The 21,896-nt window shown below is 41.8% G+C and carries 15 protein-coding genes; 9 read left to right on the forward strand and 6 right to left on the reverse strand.

What is annotated here, in order from left to right:
• Nucleotides 1-137 precede the first annotated feature (137 nt).
• Nucleotides 138-2,423: a PhoD-like phosphatase gene (locus tag FD724_RS09615; protein WP_179072456.1), complete on the reverse strand. Its 2,286-nt coding sequence runs from the start codon at nucleotides 2,421-2,423 to the stop codon at nucleotides 138-140.
• Between the two features lie 163 nt (nucleotides 2,424-2,586).
• On the opposite strand from FD724_RS09615, the gene FD724_RS09620 reads away from it, so the two are divergent.
• Complete coding sequence (locus tag FD724_RS09620) at nucleotides 2,587-3,426, forward strand: Rpn family recombination-promoting nuclease/putative transposase (RefSeq protein WP_179072457.1); 840 nt, start codon at nucleotides 2,587-2,589, stop codon at nucleotides 3,424-3,426.
• 164 nt (nucleotides 3,427-3,590) lie between these two features.
• Here FD724_RS09620 and FD724_RS09625 read toward each other — a convergent pair whose 3' ends face one another.
• A complete protein-coding gene (locus FD724_RS09625; RefSeq protein WP_179072458.1) occupies nucleotides 3,591-4,982 on the reverse strand; it encodes a malic enzyme-like NAD(P)-binding protein in 1,392 nt (463 codons plus the stop codon).
• Between the two features lie 284 nt (nucleotides 4,983-5,266).
• Nucleotides 5,267-5,956 carry a Uma2 family endonuclease gene (locus FD724_RS09630; protein WP_179072459.1) on the reverse strand — a complete coding sequence of 230 codons (690 nt, stop codon included), beginning with the start codon at nucleotides 5,954-5,956 and terminating at the stop codon, nucleotides 5,267-5,269.
• Between the two features lie 195 nt (nucleotides 5,957-6,151).
• On the opposite strand from FD724_RS09630, the gene FD724_RS09635 reads away from it, so the two are divergent.
• Together FD724_RS09635 and FD724_RS09640 are read left to right on the forward strand one after the other, a co-directional pair.
• Nucleotides 6,152-7,849, forward strand: a complete 1,698-nt coding sequence (locus FD724_RS09635; RefSeq protein WP_179072460.1) for an alpha/beta hydrolase — start codon at nucleotides 6,152-6,154, stop codon at nucleotides 7,847-7,849.
• Nucleotides 7,850-8,925: 1,076 nt separating this feature from the next.
• A complete protein-coding gene (locus FD724_RS09640; RefSeq protein WP_179072461.1) occupies nucleotides 8,926-9,798 on the forward strand; it encodes an SDR family oxidoreductase in 873 nt (290 codons plus the stop codon).
• A 60-nt stretch (nucleotides 9,799-9,858) separates the two neighbouring features.
• On the opposite strand, the gene FD724_RS09645 is transcribed toward FD724_RS09640, so the two are convergent.
• Nucleotides 9,859-10,437: a hypothetical protein gene (locus tag FD724_RS09645; protein ID WP_114080090.1), complete on the reverse strand. Its 579-nt coding sequence runs from the start codon at nucleotides 10,435-10,437 to the stop codon at nucleotides 9,859-9,861.
• 77 nt (nucleotides 10,438-10,514) lie between these two features.
• Between FD724_RS09645 and FD724_RS09650 the strand changes: the two genes are divergently transcribed.
• The 3 genes from FD724_RS09650 (at nucleotide 10,515) to FD724_RS09660 (ending at nucleotide 14,502) form a co-directional block, all read left to right on the forward strand.
• Complete coding sequence (locus tag FD724_RS09650; protein WP_179075458.1) at nucleotides 10,515-12,011, forward strand: glycosyl hydrolase family 57; 1,497 nt, start codon at nucleotides 10,515-10,517, stop codon at nucleotides 12,009-12,011.
• Nucleotides 12,012-12,269: 258 nt separating this feature from the next.
• The gene (locus tag FD724_RS09655; protein ID WP_179075459.1) at nucleotides 12,270-13,427 is read left to right on the forward strand and encodes an FIST signal transduction protein; all 1,158 of its coding nucleotides are present in this window, start codon (nucleotides 12,270-12,272) and stop codon (nucleotides 13,425-13,427) included.
• A 7-nt stretch (nucleotides 13,428-13,434) separates the two neighbouring features.
• Nucleotides 13,435-14,502, forward strand: a complete 1,068-nt coding sequence (locus FD724_RS09660; protein ID WP_114080092.1) for a sensor histidine kinase — start codon at nucleotides 13,435-13,437, stop codon at nucleotides 14,500-14,502.
• 178 nt (nucleotides 14,503-14,680) lie between these two features.
• Here the strand turns inward: FD724_RS09660 and FD724_RS09665 are convergent, their stop codons facing one another.
• Entirely contained in the window at nucleotides 14,681-16,039 is a 1,359-nt protein-coding gene (locus FD724_RS09665; protein ID WP_179072462.1) for a sensor histidine kinase, read from the reverse strand.
• A gap of 446 nt (nucleotides 16,040-16,485) precedes the next feature.
• Here FD724_RS09665 and FD724_RS09670 point away from each other — a divergent pair, with 446 nt between their 5' ends.
• Together FD724_RS09670 and FD724_RS09675 are read left to right on the forward strand one after the other, a co-directional pair.
• Nucleotides 16,486-17,235, forward strand: a complete 750-nt coding sequence (locus tag FD724_RS09670; protein ID WP_179072463.1) for a Uma2 family endonuclease — start codon at nucleotides 16,486-16,488, stop codon at nucleotides 17,233-17,235.
• Nucleotides 17,236-17,336: 101 nt separating this feature from the next.
• Nucleotides 17,337-18,473: an S-layer homology domain-containing protein gene (locus tag FD724_RS09675; RefSeq protein ID WP_179072464.1), complete on the forward strand. Its 1,137-nt coding sequence runs from the start codon at nucleotides 17,337-17,339 to the stop codon at nucleotides 18,471-18,473.
• Between the two features lie 239 nt (nucleotides 18,474-18,712).
• Here FD724_RS09675 and FD724_RS09680 read toward each other — a convergent pair whose 3' ends face one another.
• Nucleotides 18,713-19,147 (reverse strand): CAAD domain-containing protein, encoded by a 435-nt coding sequence (locus tag FD724_RS09680; RefSeq protein WP_179072465.1) that lies wholly within the window; start codon nucleotides 19,145-19,147, stop codon nucleotides 18,713-18,715.
• A 944-nt stretch (nucleotides 19,148-20,091) separates the two neighbouring features.
• On the opposite strand from FD724_RS09680, the gene FD724_RS09685 reads away from it, so the two are divergent.
• A complete protein-coding gene (locus FD724_RS09685; RefSeq protein WP_179072466.1) occupies nucleotides 20,092-21,816 on the forward strand; it encodes an ATP-binding protein in 1,725 nt (574 codons plus the stop codon).
• Nucleotides 21,817-21,896 lie beyond the last annotated feature (80 nt).

Below are 21,896 nucleotides of genomic sequence, written 5' to 3' on the forward strand. Positions count from 1 at the left end.
CTTTTTGCTCGAACGTTGAGCCTTTGAACTCGAAGCTTCGACCTTTTTGCTCAAACGTTGAGCCTCGGAACTCGAAGCTTCGACCTTTTTGCTCGAATGTTCAAACTTTAAGCTTTAAACCTGCACTGCCTCTTTGATTATCGTAACAATGACTGATTAGGCGTTAACTCGCTCTCAAAACGGCTGTAAACAACTTGGGTTGGATACCAAGAAGAAAACCAGTACAAATCTTGAATAACTTTGTCAGAATTACTCGCGTCTGCAAACTCAAAGTGAACCAGCCCTAAATTATTCAATCCAACTACTTCTCGCCCTTCCTGAAACCAACGAGATTTCCAAAACATCAGGGGTTGTAACCATTTCCATTTAGCATTTTCTGCTCGTTTCCAGGGAGCTATCAAAGATAATATATCTGCTGTGCAGGTAGAAGTCTGAACAGTGTTTCGAGGTATCCATTCCAGCACACAATGCCAGTCAGAGTTCGTTAGCATCTGGCGATTATGGTGTAATTGTTTCGCAGAAACTTCTACCATATTGGGTGGGTTACTCCACCCAATCCAATGTCGCACCTTTTCGGGTAGTAGCCAATCTTTCAATCGTGTATGAATCAGCCGCGTCAAAATCTCTTCATTCTTCAACGCACTAGCGGTTAACTGCACCAATACAGATTGCAATTTGGAATGGGTGTGTGCATAAGACAAGTGAGCAACAGAACTGTAGTGAATATCTCCAGATAGAATAATGACTTGTTGACGTTCTTCAAACAAAGTAGTTAGGAATTTCGCCAGTGCTTCAGTATTAATGTTCCAGGCATCTCCAACATCGGTTGAAAAAACTTTCTCTTGTTGTAACTGCCAATGATGAATCCAATCAATCACTTGTAATCCAAATACATTTGTGGGCGCAATCACAAATGTATTTTGAATCTGAGTTTGTTCAGCTACTTGTTGTAAAGGTAAAACTAATTGTTGCTCAAAGGCTTTTGGACACAATAGCATCGGTGGTGCAATTGGTTTTTGATCGGCTGGATAACCCCGCCAAGTCCGTGTATCCAGCACAATTACTTCATGGCAATCGCTCCTGACTATGTAATGCCAAGTGAGTGCTTCAGGATCTCGATCCAGAATGAATACGGAACCGTCTCGGACTAAAATCGGTAAACCTGTGCGGGGATCGTTGGCTGGCATACCGACATAACGAGCGATCGCATCATCAGCCTTTGCATCCTTCCCAAGAGATGCTGACCAAGCTTGTGCAGCCGCCAACAACTTTTCACCGGATTGACCTTCTGTAAATTGCCCTGGTGTATTGCCCCATCCTTGAAATACCGTGTAGGCTAACAAGGCATTTTGGACTATTCTTCGCCCCAAGGGACGACCCAGCACCCGCAAACACCAAGCTTGATTTAAGTTCCAGTCATCACTGACATCATGGTCATCAAAGATGGTGTAAGTGGGAATATTAGCAAGGGCGCGACGCACTTTCCAGAGGGTATAAATGAATTGGCGCAAATGCCAGACTGCTTGATTCCAGTCTTTGATAGCATGGCGATCGCGCGTTACTTGGTGTCCTTGAGGAAATGTGGTCGGCCAGCACACTGGCGACCAAGCTAGTAAATAAGTAGCGTAATATTCACCCAGGCTGAAAAGATGACTGTTAACTTTCTCCGATTTATTATGTAATCCTGCGGTCAACCCAGCTTCAGTTGTCGCAACATCAGCCCGCTCTCCAGGGGGTAGCTGCTGGGGAGTGCAGTAAACTCCATTTACCGGCAGTTGTTCTTCCCAACCCAAAAGGGCATCACCAAGAGTACTGGCAACCCACAACGACGGGTCTGCTACATCATCTCCGTAAATCTGATCTCCAGTCATAAATAGCTGGTGAGGGCGATTTTGGGGTTGATTTGCTGAAGCCTCAATTAAACTGTCAAGAATCGGTAGTGCATCAAACCCATGACCATGAGGTTTACGGCAGGAAGCATGGGCAAGTTGCAAATCTTGAAGACGGTTTGGCGGCAGAACAAAAGTTGGTTTTTGATGAGCAAAGTAGCTGATGCTGACTGTAGGAGAAGAGTTTGAGCATAATGCTTGTTGCATTTGCCAGGTTTGGTCAGCAGCAGTAAGCTGGAGATCGTAAGCATAGAGGCGATCGCTAGTTAGGCGATATCCAACTGGGGATCGAGCCGTTATTGCAACTACATGAAGATACTTACCCAGAGCAAAGCTAGAGCGTTCTCCCTCCAATAAGCAATTTCCTAGTGCTTCACCATTATTTATTGTTTCATAAACCTTGAGTTCTACCTGACAAGACTGTTTTAGAGCCACCCATACCGTTACTGACTCTGGTTCAGTATGTTTTAGGATTGGCCCCGCCAAAATTAGCGGCAGTTGTTGTAAAAACTCGTCCCCAGCTTGGTACTTCATTGCAAACAGTTGACAAATGGTGGTGTTTTAGATGATGTTGCTTTATTTATATGATCCAATCACCAAATGGGGACGAGTGTTTCGCCAGTCCTCAATCTGACATATCCATGATGAGCGATTGCTAAACTGTAAAATATGCTTATCAACTTCAAAACCATCTGACTTGAAAACAGACAGTATATTTTATCGCATCTTTCAAAGCATACCCAGCACCTTCTTTGAACTCATTAACCAATCGCCGTCACTAGCCAGTGTTTACCAATTTTCATCAGTCGAAGTCAAACAACTGGCATTTAGAATTGATGGCGTATTTTTACCTGATACTCCAGAATTACCGATTTATTTTGCTGAGGTACAATTTCAACTCGATAGAAAAATTTATTCCCGTTTATTCGCCGAAATCTTTAATTATCTTGACAAAACTGAATTAACTAACAATTGGCGGGGTGTTGTCATCTTCCCCAATCGCAGCGTTGATACTGGAGATACAGAGAGATATGCAGAATTACTGAACTCACAACGAGTGACTTGCGTTTACTTGAACGAGTTAAGCTCAATTCCCACATCATCAATCGGGATTGAGACAGTCAAACTAATCATCGAACCAGAATCAACTGCGACAACGAAAGCTATAGAGATTGTCAACAGCGCCCGAAAAGAAATTCTCAATGCCGCCCAACAGAGGGAAATTATACAATTGATAGAAACGATATTAATTTACAAATTGCCGCGCTTGAGCCGGGAGGAGATGGGAAAAATGTTCGGATTAAGTGAGTTAAAACAAACTAAATTTTACCAAGAAGTTTTTGAAGAGGGTAAAGAAGAGGGTAAAGAAGAAGGCAAGTTAGAAGGCAAGTTAGAAGGAAAGCTAGAAGGGAAACTAGAAGGCAAGCTAGAAACAATACCTCAGCTATGGGCGTTAGGATTGAGTATTGAACAGATAGCCCAAGCGTTAGGTTTGGATGAAGAAGTTGTTAGGCAAGCTGTACAACCGAAATCTTGAAGAAGAATTCAGAAGTCAGAATTCAGGAGTCAGAATGCAAGACGCTCTCTACGAGATGCTATGCCGCAGCCTTTACACTGCGCTATCAGTCGCGGATTCAGACCCGCGACTTTCTTGTTGACCACCAAATCCTAGATTTGGAGGGGGTTTTAAACTTAATTTAATTAATTCTGGGCGATACCTTCTTGACGCGCTGCTTGTTGTACAGCAGCAGCAACAGCATTGACGACTCGCTCATCAAAGACTGAAGGAATAATATGTTCGCGATCCAAATCTGAGGGCTTGACTAAAGAAGCGATCGCATTTGCGGCTTCTAAATACATTGTGGTGGTAATTGTCTTTGCTCGACAATCTAAAGCACCACGGAATACCCCAGGAAAAGCTAGGACGTTATTGATTTGATTGGGGTAATCACTGCGACCGGTGGCGATAACAGCAACATCTTTACTAATTAATTCTGGCTGAATCTCTGGAATGGGATTTGCCATTGCAAACACAATTGGATCTTTCGCCATTGAATGCACCATTTCTGGTGTCAAAACTCCTGGTGCGCTGACTCCAATAAATACATCTGCCCCTTGCATCGCACCCGCTAAGGTACCTTGAGCTTTCACGGCAAATTCGAGTTTTTCTTCTGTCAAATCGGCACGACTGGTAGAGATAATCCCCTTAGAATCGCACATCCAGATTTTTTCTGCCCCAGCTTTACGGAGTAACCGCGCGATCGCTACTCCAGCCGCCCCAGCACCGTTAATCACGATGCGGATTTCTGCCATTGCCTTATTTACCAGTTTTAGAGAGTTAAATAACGCTGCTAAGGTGACAATGGCCGTACCGTGCTGATCGTCATGAAAAACGGGGATATCTAACTCATCGCGCAATCTCTTTTCAATTTCAAAGCAGCGAGGTGCAGCGATATCTTCTAAATTCACACCCCCAAAAACTGGCGCGATATTCTTAACTGTCTGGATAATCTCTTCTGTATCTTGGGTGGCGAGACAAATGGGAAAAGCATCTAGCCCCGCAAATTCCTTGAATAGCATTGCTTTGCCTTCCATGACTGGCAGAGCAGCAGCTGGGCCAAGATTCCCTAATCCCAAAACGGCACTACCATCGGTAACAATAGCAACAGTGTTTTGTTTGATGGTTAACTTGTAAACTTCTTCTGGATCTTGAGCGATCGCTGTACAAATTCGACCGACTCCGGGCGTGTAAGCCATTGCTAGATCGGATACACTCTTCAAGGGAATTCTGCTAGTAATGCTGATTTTGCCACCGCGATGCAAATTAAAGGTGCGATCGTAGACACTGAGTAACTTGATATCTGGCAATGCTTTCACTGCTTGCACAATGGTTTCAGCGTGTTCGGTACTAGCAGCATCAACGGTAATATCGCGGGTGGACTCTTTGCGGGTTTGCTCGATTAAATCAATTTGACCGAGATTACCGCCAGTGGTTGCGATCGCCTGGGTTACTGACGCTAACATCCCTACACGATTGGGAATCTGCAAGCGTAGTGTCAAACTAAAACTAGAATTAGGAGTTAGGGTTGCCATGTTGATTTTGGATTTTAAGTTTTAGATTTTATATTGAATTGAGACGAAAACTAAAATCTGAGATTTGTAGTCAGTACAAACATCATGAATGTAAACTCTTGGGATCAGCTTCAGTAGTTAGTTTCTTGACTGTTTGCGATTTTGATAATTATTTTTATTGATACCAATGCATTTACTAATATGAATGAGTCACAATTTAGTAATTGTACCCAAATACACTAGATATTTTTTAATATTTTATCTATACAAATATTTGTATTATTTAATACATGGTTTCAGCATTTCTAAGCTAAACACTCAACAAACTCCACGTGTTCTTGTGAATTTAACCCTTGTTGCAGCACTGCTAAAACTTTCGTCATATCCCCTGTAATTAACGATGTAACAGCTAACCACAAGCCTGGAAATATCCTACTTTTAATTACACCATCTGCATCTGCTACAAGTGGCAAATATTCACCATTTTGCAAACAGAACCAGTCGAGTTTATTCTCTAAAGTCTGCCAGACGATATATTCTTGCACTCCATTGCGACGGTAGGCGCGTTTTTTGTCGTACAAATCAATAGATGCACTACTCGCTGCCACTTCTGCTACTAATTCCGGTGCGCCTTCTATATAATCATCCTTACTGATATATGCCTGTCCTCTGGCTGGTTTATCTATCAACAGCAAAACATCAGGCTGTGGTTCATTGTCTAAATCTAAGCGCACGGTAGCATTATCGCCTAGTTCTACGCCTGGGGTGGAAACTTTGTAATTCCCTAACCAGATAATTAAGTTTCCATGAGGTAAACCATGACTTCTAAAACGCAGTGGTGATGCCACGTAGACGACTCCTTCGATTAATTCTGCTTTTTTATTAGGCATTGCTGTATAACGACGCTCGAATTCGTAGCGGGTTAAGCGATCGCCACTTTCTAAGGGAGGGATGGAAGCGCTATTATTTAAGCCATGTTCTACAGAAGCCGCCATTACCTGATTCCTCATTCACAGGAGTTGTAGCTTGAATCTAACATAGTGAAGCCTCATGTTTTCGAGAAGCCGCCAAGAGTACGTCTACGCAGACAAGAAGTTTCTTAATGTAACTGTCTATACTAGAATTGGATAATTCTAGGGAATATATCCTGTCCAAACTTGTTTGGCAGGGTTAGGCAGTGGGTTTTTCTAATGAAAAAATTTCTGAGATACCTGGGTTTAGGTTTGCTATCTACCTTTTTGACTTCTACTCCCGGATTGGCAGCTGAACGCATTAGCTTTTTTTATCCTCCCTTCGGCGAATTCTCGTTGTCGGTGGACTCGCTAGAAACTTTTGCGAAAGTTGGGAAAATCGATCAAGATTTTTCATTTTATGCTAGCCGTGCTACTCCTCAACAACTCGCTCAACTGCGGGATCTGCTCCAGCAAAGGTTCAATATCACTCCTACTTTAGTATCTCAAGTCACTTACTCACCCATCGGCGAGGAAGTAGTGCAACAACTAGGAAAATTACTCCTCACTGAGTCTCGACAGAATGGCTTCTATGCCATACGCGCCTCTTTGATTTTGGCTGCTGCCGATCGCGAGGGTTTAACAGTGGTGAATTTGCTGCGGAAATTTCCTAGCAATACTGTGCGGGTGAATTTCACAGAGGGGTTAAGGATAGTTGATGACTTGTCACAATTGCTCAAGAAAAAGGATGAAGTTGTAGCTTCTCTTCAAAAAGAAGCGATCGCTCAAGCAGCCAATTCAACCGTTGACTTCTCAAAACAACCAGATTTGCGATCGCCAGGAAAATTCCGTTGGCAGAAAAAAAGCCTGGAGTTAAATGACATTTCTCGCTCACGCCGTCTACCGATAGATATCTATTTACCTACAACTCAAAACTCAGAACCCACAGATCAGAATTCTCCGTCTCCTCCCTTTCCCCTGATTGTCATTTCTCATGGTCTTGCTTCAGACCGCTCTACCTTTGTCTACCTGGCAGAACATCTAGCATCTTATGGTTTTGCTGTTGCTGTACTAGAACACCCTGGTAGTAATGCCAAACGTTTTCAGCAATACTTTGCGGGTTTAGCAAGTCCACCAGAACCAGAGGAATTTATCAATCGACCTTTGGATATAAAGTATCTCCTCGATGAACTCCAGCGTCTAGAAAAATCTGATCCCACTCTCCACAGAAAACTAAATTTTCAGCAAGTTGGGGCGATTGGCCAGTCTTTTGGTGGTTATACCGTTTTGACTCTAGCAGGAGCAACGATTAACTTTGAGCAACTGCGCCAAGAATGTAATCCCAATTATTCATCCTTTAATTTGTCGCTGTTGTTGCAGTGTGAAGCAACTAAGTTACCCCAAAAAAATTATGAACTCAAAGACGATCGCATCAAAGCAATCATGGCGATTAATCCGATTGATAGCTTAGTTTTGGGTGAGAGCGGAATCAGTCAAATTAAAATGCCTGTAATGTTCGTAGCAGGTAGTCAAGATATTTTCGCCCCACCTGTATTTGAGCAAATTCGCCCCTTCACCTGGCTTTCTGATCCCAATAAGTACCTGGTTTTGATTGAAAACGCCACCCACTTTTCAGCGATCGCAGAACCGACTCCTGAAAATGATATCTTACCTGTGCCACCTGCCTTACTGGGCCCCGATCGTGATGCTGTTTATTCCTATCTCAATGCCCTCAGCGTCGCTTTTATGGAAACCCATCTCCTCAACCGCCCTGAATACCGTTCCTATTTGCAGCCATCTTATGCCACATTTATCAGCAAAGAGCCGCTTAATCTCAGTATTTTACAGTCTTTATCAGTAGCTCAATTTAATCAAATCTGGAGTGCGTCAATTCCCCAGTCAGGCAAACTATCAAATCCTCAACCTACCCCACGTTAGTTATGACTGGGAGCATCGTGAAAAGAGCAGGGGAGAAAAGAGGATTACGTAAATATACGTGGGTGCGGTGGAAGGCAGAATATTAGAACTTACAGCAAGATCCCCACCTTCTGCCAGAAGTTGGGGATCTTATTATTCAGGAATGATTTAAATTAGCAACACGACAAGTCTCAAAGATTACTTTGACAAACTCAAAGGTAAAGCCAAATAAATTACTATTTACACTAAAGTTTTAGCAGATAAAACGCTGTTGTAATTTCCATTAAAAATGATGTATTAACCCTCTTATATTTTTTAAAAAAATACAACCTCAGAAGCCTTTGTTTTCAATAAATCAGTAAATATGCTGATGGAAATCTGCGCGTTAATCAGTAACTCTAACTATTGCAAGCATAAACTCAAATTCTATATGTCTTTTTTGTTCCTAACAGATGAATTAGATATAAGAATTGCCTAAAAAAAGCCTATTTGTCAGGAAAGTGAGATATTTCTACTGAGGGATTTATAAAAACTTATTTAATAAAATATTTTATATATATATGCTTGTCGTTAAGAAGAATTAAGAAATCCTTATTAAAGAATATTGCAATACCTTGATTTAATTGCTAACGTGTGTATGACAACGATGCTGATGAACGCTCTGATCTAGGAGAAATAAAATCTATGAGCTATAGCCATTCAGCCAAGTGTGTTAGGCTTTGACGGGTTAACAACGAGAAATTTCTGCCTCGTATAGACAATTATGAGGGATTGCAGATTAACCAAGAAATATCTTGTTGCCAAAGGCTTAATTTCAGTTTGATTTCAATTGCAATAGATTATTTGTCTTACTTGATGCCGACAAGCAAATGAAGAAAGGGAAAGGGGGAAAGGTTAAAGGGTAAAGGGGAAAGGAATGAAATTTCCCCTTTCCCTTTACCCCTTCCCCACAAATGCCAAGAAGTCTCTTGTGGGGAAAAGTTCTTTATGCTTTCCCCCTTACCCTTTCCCCTTTTCCCCTTTTTGGTAACTCTTGATTGTGTATATCGGCAATAACGAAGAGGTTGGTAAGACTTAGATTTTGGAGGATAAAACCAATGGAGATTCAAGGTAAAGTTGCCCTGATTACAGGGGCTTCACGTGGGATTGGACGAGCGATCGCTCTTGAGCTAGCGCAAGTTGGCATTAAGCGACTGATATTGGTAGCACGGGATCGCCAAAAGTTAGTTGAGGTAGCTAACGAAATCGAGGCGATGGGAACCGAAACTGCGATCGTGGCATTAGATTTGACGCAGACAATTGAAGTAAATATCGCTGTTGCCCAACTGTGGCGCAATTTCGGACAGATTCACATGCTGGTTAATTGTGCGGGTGTCGCATACCAAAGCTCGTTTTTGCAATCTAAGATGCCTCAAGTTCAAGAAGAAATTTCTGTGAACTTGTTAGGGATGTACAACCTCACGAGTCTGATTGCTCGACGTATGGTCAGCCAAAGGCAAGGGACAATCGTCAATGTATCGAGTCTGATGGGGAAGGTGGCTGCACCAACAATGGCGACTTACTCAGCTACCAAGTTTGCCATCTTAGGATTTACCCAAGCCTTGCGCCAAGAACTAGCTGAACACAATATCCGAGTGATTGCATTACTGCCTACCCTCACAGACACAGACATGGTGCGCGACTTAAAATTATTTCGCTGGGTGATCCCCATGACTCCCCAGGAAGTGGCCAAAGCACTCGTCACCGGAATGCAAAATGATTCACCAGAAATTTTAGTCGGATGGCAAAGTCATTTAGCTATATTGTGTCAACGCCTTGCACCTTGGTTGCTAGAGCTAATTTTACGAATCGCAACTCCGCCAGCGCCAAGAAAACAACAGCCTGCTGAAAGACTCAACAAGCTGATCCCGAAACTGAATTTTTTGACGAGAATCCATCGTTTCGGTGATTTGTTCTTGTCAAGAACATGATTTCTCGCGTGTCTGCACATAAGTCCTAAATTTTTTAGTGCATCGCTTATCCTACTGGGGTCAATTGCCTTTAGCTGAAAGGTAAAAACGGAAATACCCGATCGTATAAAACAGATTGACTGCAATTAGCAGTCCTTTACCCCAGTAGGTTCGTGTGGAAGGAAATAGATAAATAGTTGCCCCTAGAACTAAGAGGATTTCTACCAAAGCTGCAATCGCGCCATAATGATTTGAGTCCCAATAAGAAACAGGGCTAATAAAACGATAATTACTGAAGGGAAAGAAATGTCGGTGAGCGTCGTTGTTATGGACTGGGAAATCTAAAAGAGAATGTAGCACCATACTGGCAAAGCCAACTTCAATCAACTGCCAACTACAGATATGGGCAATCAATATTCCAAGCAGCGCTAGTGGAATTGAATGAAACGTACTGACAATAGCTTGCCAAAAAGGTTGATAATAGACTTCTGACCAAATCTGGCGTGTCGGCAGATGGTAAACAAACTTCATTAAAAAGTAGAACACAAAGATGGGAATATCTGGTAAGACTGCGCCGATGATAATTGCCGGACTTGCCTGAGTTCGCAATTGTTGATTGAAAATCAGCAAGTTGAGAATAGCGTGACTTGGAGTATTCATTGTATATACGCTGAGTTAAGTATTATTAAATACAAACGCAAGTTTTCTAGATATAACTCATATTGGAGCAACCAGAAATGCTTTCCTTCCCTACTACTCTCAGCAGTTTGCCCGAAATCATTGATGGCTTGCCGAATATTTCTGGTTGGGAAACAGAGGTTCTCTCTGTAGTTAACCACGATCAACCAGTATTTTTACCAACAACAAATATCCGCTTAGAAGACGTAAATGCTGTGTTTGCGATCGCCTTACACATGCACCAGCCAACTATACCTGCTGGAAATGGCGGTACACTGATCAGCAATCTGCAATATATGTTTGAACATCCCAACGAGGGGGATAACCATAATGCAGATCCTTTTGCATATTGTTACAGCCGTATGGGAGACTTGATCCCCGAACTTGTAAGTCAAGGTTGCAATCCCCGTGTGATGTTGGATTACTCAGGTAATCTTTTGTGGGGATTGCGGCAAATGGGACGCGGTGATGTTCTCGATAACCTCAAACGGATCACTTGCGATCGCAACTATCAACCTTATGTAGAATGGCTGGGTACGATGTGGGGTCATGCAGTTATTCCTTCCACACCCATAGCAGATATTAAATTACATATCGTTGCATGGCAACATCACTTTGCAGCAATTTTTGGCTGGGAAGCACTAGCACGAGTCAAAGGATTTTCGCCCCCAGAAATGCACCTCCCCAATCACCCTGATGCTCTGTTTGAATTCGTGAAAGCGCTGAAAGAATGTGGATATCGCTGGCTACTCGTTCAAGAACATTCTGTAGAAACTCTTACTGGTCAATCTCTGACTCATAAACATTTACCACATCGTCTGATTGCCCGCAATTCTCAAGGCGAAACTATTAGCATCACAGCCTTAATTAAAACTCAAGGTTCGGATACTAAATTAGTTGCACAAATGCAGCCTTATTATGAAGCTAAAACTTTATCCAAACAACAAATTGGTAGTGTTTTTGTGCCACCAATAGTTAGCCAAATTGGAGATGGTGAAAATGGCGGTGTGATGATGAATGAATTTCCTAGTGCTTTTAAACAAGCTTGGTGGGATATGGTCAATAATGGGGGAGGAAAATCAGGTGTTGTTGGAATGTGTGGTACAGAATATTTAGAATTTATCGAAGCTGCTGGATGCAAACCTGAAGACTATCCAACTTGTCAACCAGTGGGACAACATCAGATTTGGGAGAGAGTTTCACCAGATAATTGCCAACCCAAAGCTGTAGAAAATGCGATTCAAGAATTAAAGCAAATAAACTCTAATTTTCATCTGGATGGAGCCTCATGGACAAATCATATCAGTTGGGTCAAAGGATATGAAAATGTATTGTCTCCTATGTATCAATTGAGTAGTTCATTCCATCAAAAGTTTGATCAATTACAGCAACTTAATTCAGCAGAACCTGTTACCAGACAATCTCACTATCGTAACCTTCTACTACACAACCTTTTGCTGCAAACCAGTTGTTTTCGTTATTGGGGACAAGGTGCTTGGACTGATCACGCACGGGAAATTTACCAACGTGGCGAAAACTTATTGCAGATGAATTGAAGAAGAACTTAGCAGTCTGAATCAAGACCTTTCTGCGAGACGTTACGTGCAGCGTCTCGTAGAGAAAGATGCCAAGAATTCGTAGAGTGTGTGTAAGTCTTACTGAATTCTGACTCCTGAATTCTGAATTCTGTTTCGATAAAAGTCAGGTGAATTGAGATTTAGTTCAAGTAAGTGGGAAATCTAAGTGTAGGTTGCTGGGTGCTGATATCCGAATTGGATGAGCTACCTGGGATTAAAACTTACAATGAGGTAGTTGTGTTTCGAGTTGTTGTTGGCCATAGCGACGATCCTGATTCTCAAAATGCGATCGCTGAAGTTATTCAAGAATGTAGCCGTTCTCTTGCCGATTCCCTTCCTCAAGCTGGAATTTTATTCACTGCTATAGACTTTGACCATGTGTTAATTTTACAGCGCATCCAAGACGCTTTCCCCGGAATTGAATTGATTGGTGGAACGACAAATGGAGAAATCTCTTCAATTCTGGAGTTTCAACAAGATTCTCTGACCTTAATGCTGTTTGCTAGCGATGAAGTGGAAATTCACTCAGGTATTGGCCGAGGAGCATCCAAAAATCCAGCCCTTGCAGCCCAAGAAGCGATCGCCCAAGCTAAGGCAAAGAGTGCATCTGTACCACAATTGTGCCTTACTTTCCCGGATAGTCTAACCAGCAATGGGGTTTTAATTTTAGAAGCTTTAAAACAAAGCCTCGGAGAGCATATTCCCATCATTGGGGGAATGACTGCCGATGACTATACCTTTGACAAAACCTACCAATTCTTCCAGGGTGAGGTATTGAGTGATTCAATTCCAGTGCTACTATTCTCTGGAAAACTACTATTTTCTCACGGAGTTGCCTGTGGTTGGACTCCCATTAGTCAACGTAGCCGTGTAACTAAAGTGGATGGAAACGTAGTCTATGAAATTGATGGACAGCGTGCCTTAGATTTCTATCAGCATTATCTTGGTGAAGAAAGATTTGCATCCAATTATGCCATCTATGCTCTAGCAGTTTTTGAGGATCAAAATCATTTCTATTTACGCGCACCCAATGGCTACGATCAACAGTCTGGTAGCGTGAAGTTTTTTTTAGATATTCCTGAACAGGCCGTTGTACAAATCACTGACGCAACTCGTGACAATATTTTGTTAGCCTCTGAGACATCTTTGAAAAATGCTCTTGCCGATTATCCTGGTTTAGAACCAACAGCAGCGTTGCTGATTTCCTGTGCAGCCCGTCGGCGAATTCTGGGAACTCTGACCAGAGAGGAGTATCAGCTTGTCAAAACTCATTTACCATACGCATTGCCTTGTTGTGGTTTCTATGCTTATGGTGAAATTGCTCCTATAGCGAGTGGAGGCCAAACGCAAGTTCATAACAAAACCTTTGTCACACTGTTAATAGGAACAAAATGAGTTGTGTATGGATAACCAAGACAATTCCATACAGATGCAAGAGTTAGAAAAGACAAACCGTATCTTGCGGAAAAAGCTGGAACGCTGCGAATCTGAACGCCGCCAGCTAGAAACTGACATTTGCACAAAGGAATTTTTACTCAAGAAAGTCATTTGTGAGTTAGAAGATTCGCGCACAGATTTGCAGCACAGAGGCCAAGAGTTAGAAAATACGTTAGATAGTTTGCATCAAATGCAAGCTCAAATGATTCAAAGCGAAAAGATGTCTGCCCTGGGTCAAATGGTGGCAGGGATTGCTCATGAAATCAACAATCCCGTTAGCTTTATTTACGGAAATCTCAGCTACATTAGCCAATATATTCATGACTTACTGCGACTTGTCCAGCTTTATCACCGTTATTTCCCCAACCCACCTACTGAAATTCAAACCGAACGCAAAACCATCGATTTAGAGTTTCTAGAAAAAGACGCGATTATGGTATTGCATTCAATGAATATCGGGACAGAGCGGATTCGAGAGATTGTGCTGTCACTACGTAACTTCTCACGCTTAGATGAAAGTGAGTTCAAAGCCGTAGATGTTCATGAAGGCATCGACAATACTTTGATGATTTTGCAACACCGCCTTAAAGCCACTGACAAAAGCCCAGTCATTCAGATCATCAAAGACTACGGTAATTTATCTCATGTAGAATGCTGCGCCGGACAGATCAACCAGGTATTTATGAACATTCTAGTAAATGCGCTCGATGCTCTCGAAGAATTCAATGCTAAACGAACTTATCGAGAAATCCGCGATAATCCCAGTGCCATTACGATTCGTACCTCTGTCGTTGATTCGCAATGGGTAAAAATTGCGATCGCTGACAATGGCTCTGGGATTCCCGAATCGATTCAAAAAAAGATTTTCAACCCCTTCTTTACAACAAAACCTGTCGGTAAGGGCACAGGAATGGGAATGGCTATCAGCTATCAAATTATCACCGAAAAACATGGCGGCAAGTTAGAATTTTTTTCTACACTTGGAAAAGGAACGGAGTTTGTAGTTCAAATTCCTATCCAGCAACAAGTTTAGTCATTTGTCATTGGTTATTGGTGATTGGTAATAATGACTTCGGTTTCTCTACGGCTTTTTATGAAAATGATAGTGAGGCATTAGCGAGTTTACGAGCATTGCAAATGCGGGAATGTGGATCAAATAAGGGGGGTTTTCGTAGCCGTAGGATGAGTTAAAATTGATGATTTTGAATCAATCAAAGTAAAGGTAATAAAATTTCAAATTTTGTACCTATACCAATCTGTGAATGGAAATTTAATTTACCACCATGCCTCACAGTTATGATTCGATAACTTACTGCTAAACTAGTATTTTTACTATTCTTTGTTTCCAGAGAAAAAGACTCCATAATTTGCTGTTGCAATTCTTGAGACATTCCAGGGCCATTGTCAGCAATGCGAATTAATACCCAACGAGAATCTGGTGCATTTGGATTGCTTGCTTCTTGCGAAATTACTTCTGTAGTAATCTCAATTCGAGGTTTTTGAACAGTATTTTTATCTTCTAAATGCAACTGTTGCCTAACCGCTTCATTGAGTAAAATATCTACGACTTCACTGAAAATATTCATCAAAACCTGGTTTAGCTGCCCTATAAAGCAATAAACAGGGGGTAGCTGACCGTAGTATTTGACTATTTCAATTTCTCCTTGAAGACGGCTATTAATTAATAAAATAATAGTATCTATACTAGCGTGTAAATCTACTGGCTTTGGATAAAGTTCATCGATATGACAAAAGTTTTGTAAACTAGTAACAAGTTTTTTTAATCTTTCCGCGCCAGTACGGATACTCGCAAGCGATCGCGACAAATCTTGTTCTAAAAAATCAAATTCAATATCTTCTTTAATTTGATTAATTGCGTGCGAAACTGATGGTAACTCTTGATCGTAAGCAGCTATTAGCTTGAGTAAATCTTGACTGTAGGTGGAAACATAAGTTATATTCCCCCAAATAAAACCCACTGGGTCTAAAATTTCGTGCGCTACGCCGTCTACCAAACGTCCCAGATTTGCCATTTTATCATTTTGAATCATTTGAGCTTGGCTGCGTTCATAGCGCACCAGATTGTCGATTCCTCTAATTTGCCAAGAAATAATATTCAATTCTTGGACATCTAACAATCTATAAGCACCAGATTCTGTGTGTACTACAATTGGTTCTGCTAATAATTCTGGCGATCGCTTTAAGCTAAGTTGCATCGCTGTTAAAATCGATGTTGTATCAGCAAGCAGCAACATCGGTATCCGCGCATAGCTGTAGAGAACGGCTAATGGTTGCTGAACCAACAACTCTTGTCCATAAGGACGGATCAAAAATTCCAGCAGCCGCCGCCGCGAAATCATCCCAATGAACTTTCCCTGTTCTACCAAAACTACTCCTGGTAGCAGGGGATATTTTTCTAAAAAATTAGCCACTTCCATACCAGTGTGATTGATTTCCACCGGGAAGTTGTACATTGGTAGTTCTTGGAGGGTTGAATCTAAACCCAGATCGCGATCGCTACCAAGAGACAAAAATGGCAGTGAGATTTGGCAACTAAATTCTTCTGACACTAGACACCCTGATTTTTACAAAGATTGGGTAAACAATAAGTTAATATTTTACATTCTGCCACCCTCGAAATCAGGTTTTGGTTTAGGTATCTAATAAGACTAGTGGTATATCAGGGTGAAGATTGTTCTCAGGTGACTAGTAGTTCGCCAAGTGAACTTGGCGGGGTAAAGGGTAAAGGGGAAGGGGGAAAGGTTTCAAATCCCTTACCCCTTACCCCTTACCCTTTCCCCAGGCATCACGCAGCATTTTTGGGTTGGCAGACTACTAGAAGTAATTGGCGTGCGATTTATTAATGAAAGCAATTTAGAGAAAAACTGCCTCCTGCCTCCTTCAAAATCTTGGTGGTGAATATGTGGTGAATATTTAGAGAGCGATGTCTACGACGGGCTACGCCTACGCAAGCTAAACTAAAAATAATCTTTACGAAGAGTGCAAAGGTAGCGTTATGACCTCTGTAACCAATCCACCCAACGCCCTCACTCCTTTCCCCTTCCCGGATCATACTCAACTTCCTGAGTCCGATGGTACGTTTGTGAAAAATTGGCAAGAGCATCCCCAAAGCATCCTACTAACTGACTCTATTACACCTATCCTTAAACAATTAAATCCTGAAGGTGAATACTGTATAGGGCAAGACTTAGGCATTTACTGGCGTTTAACCGATCCCCCGGAAAAAGGCGCAGAAGCACCAGATTGGTTTTATGTACCGAATGTACCATTTTTGCTCAATGGGCAAACGCGACGTTCTTATGTGTTGTGGCGAGAGTTTATTGCCCCGTTGATTGTTTTAGAATTTGTCTCTGGGGACGTTAGTGAAGAACGGGATCAAACTCCTTTGAAGGGTAAATTTTGGATTTATGAGCAAGTCATTCGTCCTCCCTTCTACGGCATTTATGAAGCGAGTAAAGCCAACCTAGAAGTTTATCATCTGATTGAAGGACAGTATCAGATTTTACCAGTAAATGAACGAGGACATTATCCCATTGTTGCTTTGGGTGTTGAATTGGGTTTATGGCTAGGAGTTTATCAGAATGTGGAATTACCCTGGCTGCGTTGGTGGGATTTACAAGGTAATTTGTTGTTGAATGGCGATGAAAGAGCCGAACAAGAATCCCAAAGAGCGGAACAGGAACGCCAAAGAGCCGATCGCCTAGCTGCCCAATTGCGATCGCTCGGCATTGAACCAGAAGCCTGATATTTTACTAAGAATTACGAATTAAAAAGGGCTGGTGTAAAAGAGTCATCTGTGGCTTAATTTGTTTAGACACAAATTTTACTGCTACCAGGGTAATCACGATGACAAATAAACCTCCTTCCGAACCGGAGTCATCCCAAAGAACTGCCCTTGGCTTTGATGAATTTATAGCCATTCTGGTTGCCTTCACCACTATCGGAGCGATTCTTTTTTGGTCATTGTCCCGCAGAGATTCTAGCTGGAACTTCAACGGGCTGCTGTCGGCTTCTTCCACTCCTTCGCCTAGTGTTCAACCAAATCAAGTATTGCCCTCCCTTAATCCCAAGGTAGAACCAAATGTAGTCCCTAAGACAGTTTTGCCCTATTCTCCACCGGAGGCTGTTGTTGAACCCAAGACATCTTCATTGCCAACTAACAGCGCCCCTTCCCGTGCAGTGTTACCATCTGCTCAGGTAATTCCGACTCAACCCCCACAACTACAAACACCTTTACCCTCTTCAGCAGTACTTGAGTCATCAATTAAATCATCAGCGCTGCCTTTAGTAACTCCAGCAAAGCAAAAATCTATTATTCCGCCGCCAATTGCATTTAACGATGTGCCCAATAATTTCTGGGGTCGGCGTTTTATAGATGTTCTTTCTTCTCGTAGTATTCTCAAAGGGTTTCCTGATTATTCTTTTAGACCAAATCAGCCTGTAAACCGCGCCGAATTTGCTGCGATTGTGCAAAAAGCCTTTGACCAAGAACTGTCTAAGACTGCGATCGCATTTGAAGATGTACCAACAAAATTCTGGGCAACTCCAGCAATTGACCAAGCCATCAATGCCGGATTTCTCAAAGGTTATCCGAAAAAAACCTTCAAGCCACAACAAAATATTTCACGAGTGCAAGTTTTGGTTGCCCTTGTTAGCGGGTTGAATTTGAAAGCGCCCACTTCGCCAAATCAGATTTTAAGTGTCTATAAAGATGCTAAAGATATTCCACCTTATGCTATTAGCAAAATAGCTGCTGCTACAACCAATGGTCTGGTAGTTAACTATCCAAACCCACAAATTCTTGCTCCCAACAAAGTAGCTAGTCGGGCTGAAGTGGCGGCGATGATTCATCAAGCTTTAGTAAAACGGGGCAAGTTGGAGGCAATTTCATCTCCAAGTATAGTGCGATTGCCCAGTGCATCTCCAGAAACTTCGCGCACTCCCAAGGTTAAATTGTCGCCAGGAGGCTCGTCTCAACGATAATTCGTAATTCGTAATTAAACTAAGAGTCACAGTCAGCTACCTCTAGGGATAGTAGCGTTATGGGTCAGGTCTAAATTCTCATCTATAACGTAATCACGAATTGCGAATTGTTAATAAACTTGGCAGGGAATTTTAAGAGAAGTCTGAACGCCGACTTCCGGCATTCAGACTTCGGTGATTTGGAATTAGAGCGTATTCTTATACAGGGGTACGTCTCATAGAGAAGCGATAATTAGATATCAAGCTTCTGGAATTTTACCAACCACTTGTGATTTTAGAGTGGTGATTTCACTAGTTAACTCTTTCCTAGTTGAGGCTTTGAGTAAATAGCGGTAAACAAACCAGGCAGAGTAACCAATCCCTATCAACTCAAAAGTAGGCGCTACTAAAGGGATATCATTCAAAGCATCTAATATTGCCAAGAGTACTTTAACACCAACAATTGATCCTACAATTAAACCAACTGTTACTAGGGGTTGCTTATATTCATTAAAGAAGCCTCCCACATATTCTGGCAATGTTGCTAAAAATGTAGAAACTTGCTCCCCGTATTTTAGCCACTCATCTTGAGACTGTGCGGGAGGCTGGAGTTTTGTGATGGTTCCCGTTTGGGTGTTGATCTCTGCCACTGTAGTCTCTTTGGATGCGGTTTCAGTAAATTCTTGTTCTGGCATTTTCACTCCCATTAATTTGACAGTTGAGTTTTTCTAATCTGGATAATTGCAACCAAAAGGCTGTTGGTTAGGTAATGCACAAGTGCATCAGTACAATTGATTAAAGGGCACAAAAGGGTTTTAGTGTCCTTTAACTATAATTGCCCCGTAATATCTACTGCATCAACTACAAGGTAGACAGTCAGTAGGAGGATAGAATTCAGAATGGAGTAGGATGTATTATAATCGTCCTTCTGAGTTCTTTTCTAAATCAACTGGAATCCTCTGGTTGTGATTATCCCATTCCGTGTCATTTGTTCATAATCGTACTAAATCTAAGTACAAATCAGGCAAAATCAGCCCACCTCTCATTTATATAAGCCTAAAAGCCGATTTTAGCCAATATTAAAGCTATCTTAAGCCGGGTTCGTCAATTAACGCATTCGTATTGATATTAATACGTAATAAAAGTTTTTGTGTATTCACATCGACTAGACTTTCAACCTATTTTATGATAAGCGTGCTGGTAATTGGGGATAAGGCAGAAATAACCTAATGCCCCATGCCCCATAATCAAACCTTTTGTTTTTTTCCTGATTGTATTAATTTTATAAGGAAGCAGTAAGGTAGACTAATGGCTTACCTGATGGCAATAACTAATTGCTATCAGCTGTATATTGAGGAAAGTATTGTGGTAAGGAGAAGACGGTCTCAGACAGGTCTTTAGTTTGGGAAATTATTTGTTACTGTTGAAAAAAGTGAATTCGGTTCACTGTCAGTAAGTGTACTTAGCAACATTGCTATCAAAATAACTCATAGGATATGAGGTTATGCGAATTATCTACTAAGCAATGATTTGCTGTTGCTATAAAAGAAGATAATGTAAATGTTAATAACCAATTAAACTGTTTGTACAAGCTAAACTGATTTGGTAATTTTTGCGGGAAGGCAAGGAGGTTTGAGAAATGCCAACTCAAAAGCCAACCCTTATCGATAGCAGTTCAGAAATCAAAAAAGTGTCAGCCGAAGAGCCATCGACAGACGAACTACCGACTATAGAATTTCCCTCACGAGGGAAACTCAAAGCCAGTTCTTGGCGCATCCATCAAAAAATTGGCTATGGGTACTTTGTAGCTATCGGAATTGGTTTTTTTGGAGCGCTAACTGGGTTAGTGATTGCCAACTACTACCGGGGTAGGGAAGTAAGGCAATTCAATCAAGCTTATGAACAAGGACAACTACTGAGTAATTATAGAGATGCAGTAGTAGGGGCGCAATTACATAGCTCTAATCTAGTTGCTGTATTAGAAAATTCACAGCAACTACAAACCAAAAAAGCTGATTTTTTGAAGAATGTTGAAAAAGCCCAGCAATTAGAGTCAAAAATTTCTGGATTTATTGACAGTAAACCTAAAAGACTAGCGGCAACAAGTTCGACTTTACAGACGCTATTGCTAGATTACAAGAATAATTTAAAAGCTTACGTTGACCAAATCGAGGTCGTCTTACAGAAAATTGACTCCCAACCAGCGCAGCCTCAGCAAATATCTGCTGCCCGATCGCAGTTATTGACAATAATGCGTGGTGAAACAGCCATGCGCCTAGATCAGCTTTCTGAAAGCTTGGCTAACATCCTACAAACTGCTGAGAATCAAGAGCAAGAAAGGCAAAAAGCCGTTGAGCAGGCAAAAGTAGTTGAGCGATTTATCGTAATTATCAGTATGCTCGTTTCGGTGGCGATCGCAGCTATTGTAGCTTGGCGTACCAGTCGAGCGATCGCTGAACCAGTTATCACTGTCACCCAAGTAGCTGAACAAGTGGCGCGGAAACATAATTTTGATTTGCGAGCGCCTGTCACTACTGAAGATGAAATTGGATTACTTGCCAAATCTCTAAATCGCCTGATTGAGCGAGTATCTGAGCGAACCAAAGAACTACAACAAGCTAAAGAGTTAGCCGAAGCTGCTAGCAAGGCAAAAAGCGTATTTTTAGCCAATGTCAGCCACGAATTACGCACACCATTAAATGCTGTCATTGGGTTGAGCCAACTTCTAGAAGACGACGCTACCGATCTTGGTTTATCAGCAGACTTTATCACCGACTTAGAAACAATTAACGCTGCTGGTAAGCATCTACTGCACTTGATTAACGAAATCCTCGACTTGTCAAAAATTGAAGCGGGGAAAATGACTCTCTATCCAGAAACATTTGAGATTGCGACGCTAATTAATAACGTCGTCCTCACAGTCAAACCAGCTATAGAAAAAAATGCCAATGTTTTAGAAGTGCATTTTGATGAGCAACTTGGAACTATGTACGCCGATCAAACTAGGATGCGGCAGGTGTTGTTAAATTTACTAAGCAACGCCAGTAAGTTCACTACAAATGGCAAGGTGACGCTGACAGTCAATAGAGAAAAGGAGGAATTACGGCTGGATGCTCCTTTAGGCATGATTACTTTTACCGTTACCGACACAGGTATAGGTATGTCTAACCGTCAACAGCAGCAGTTATTTCAACCTTTTACCCAAGGAGATACTTCGACTACGAAAAAGTATGGAGGTACAGGACTGGGCTTGGCAATTAGCCGCCACTTTTGTCAGATGATGGGTGGTGAGATTATTGTCAAAAGCCAGCCGGGACTTGGTTCTACTTTTACTATTCGTCTGCCAATGACTGTACAGGATTGAAGGGATTGGGAATTGGGAATTGGGAACTTGTAAGCTAATGAGCATTTAAGTTGCATAACACCAGGGCTGAAGCCCTTACT

It is taken from the genome of Nostoc sp. C057 (assembly GCF_013393925.1).
Lineage (GTDB): Bacteria > Cyanobacteriota > Cyanobacteriia > Cyanobacteriales > Nostocaceae > Nostoc > Nostoc muscorum_A.

Coding starts and splice junctions, on each gene's coding strand:
- FD724_RS09615 (WP_179072456.1), bottom strand. CDS start 2,423: ATGAAGTACCAAGCTGGGGACGAGTTTTTACAACAACTGCCGCTAATT.
- FD724_RS09625 (WP_179072458.1), bottom strand. CDS start 4,982: ATGGCAACCCTAACTCCTAATTCTAGTTTTAGTTTGACACTACGCTTG.
- FD724_RS09630 (WP_179072459.1), bottom strand. CDS start 5,956: ATGGCGGCTTCTGTAGAACATGGCTTAAATAATAGCGCTTCCATCCCT.
- FD724_RS09635 (WP_179072460.1), top strand. CDS start 6,152: ATGAAAAAATTTCTGAGATACCTGGGTTTAGGTTTGCTATCTACCTTT.
- FD724_RS09640 (WP_179072461.1), top strand. CDS start 8,926: ATGGAGATTCAAGGTAAAGTTGCCCTGATTACAGGGGCTTCACGTGGG.
- FD724_RS09645 (WP_114080090.1), bottom strand. CDS start 10,437: ATGAATACTCCAAGTCACGCTATTCTCAACTTGCTGATTTTCAATCAA.
- FD724_RS09650 (WP_179075458.1), top strand. CDS start 10,515: ATGCTTTCCTTCCCTACTACTCTCAGCAGTTTGCCCGAAATCATTGAT.
- FD724_RS09660 (WP_114080092.1), top strand. CDS start 13,435: ATGGATAACCAAGACAATTCCATACAGATGCAAGAGTTAGAAAAGACA.
- FD724_RS09670 (WP_179072463.1), top strand. CDS start 16,486: ATGACCTCTGTAACCAATCCACCCAACGCCCTCACTCCTTTCCCCTTC.
- FD724_RS09675 (WP_179072464.1), top strand. CDS start 17,337: ATGACAAATAAACCTCCTTCCGAACCGGAGTCATCCCAAAGAACTGCC.
- FD724_RS09680 (WP_179072465.1), bottom strand. CDS start 19,147: ATGCCAGAACAAGAATTTACTGAAACCGCATCCAAAGAGACTACAGTG.
- FD724_RS09685 (WP_179072466.1), top strand. CDS start 20,092: ATGCCAACTCAAAAGCCAACCCTTATCGATAGCAGTTCAGAAATCAAA.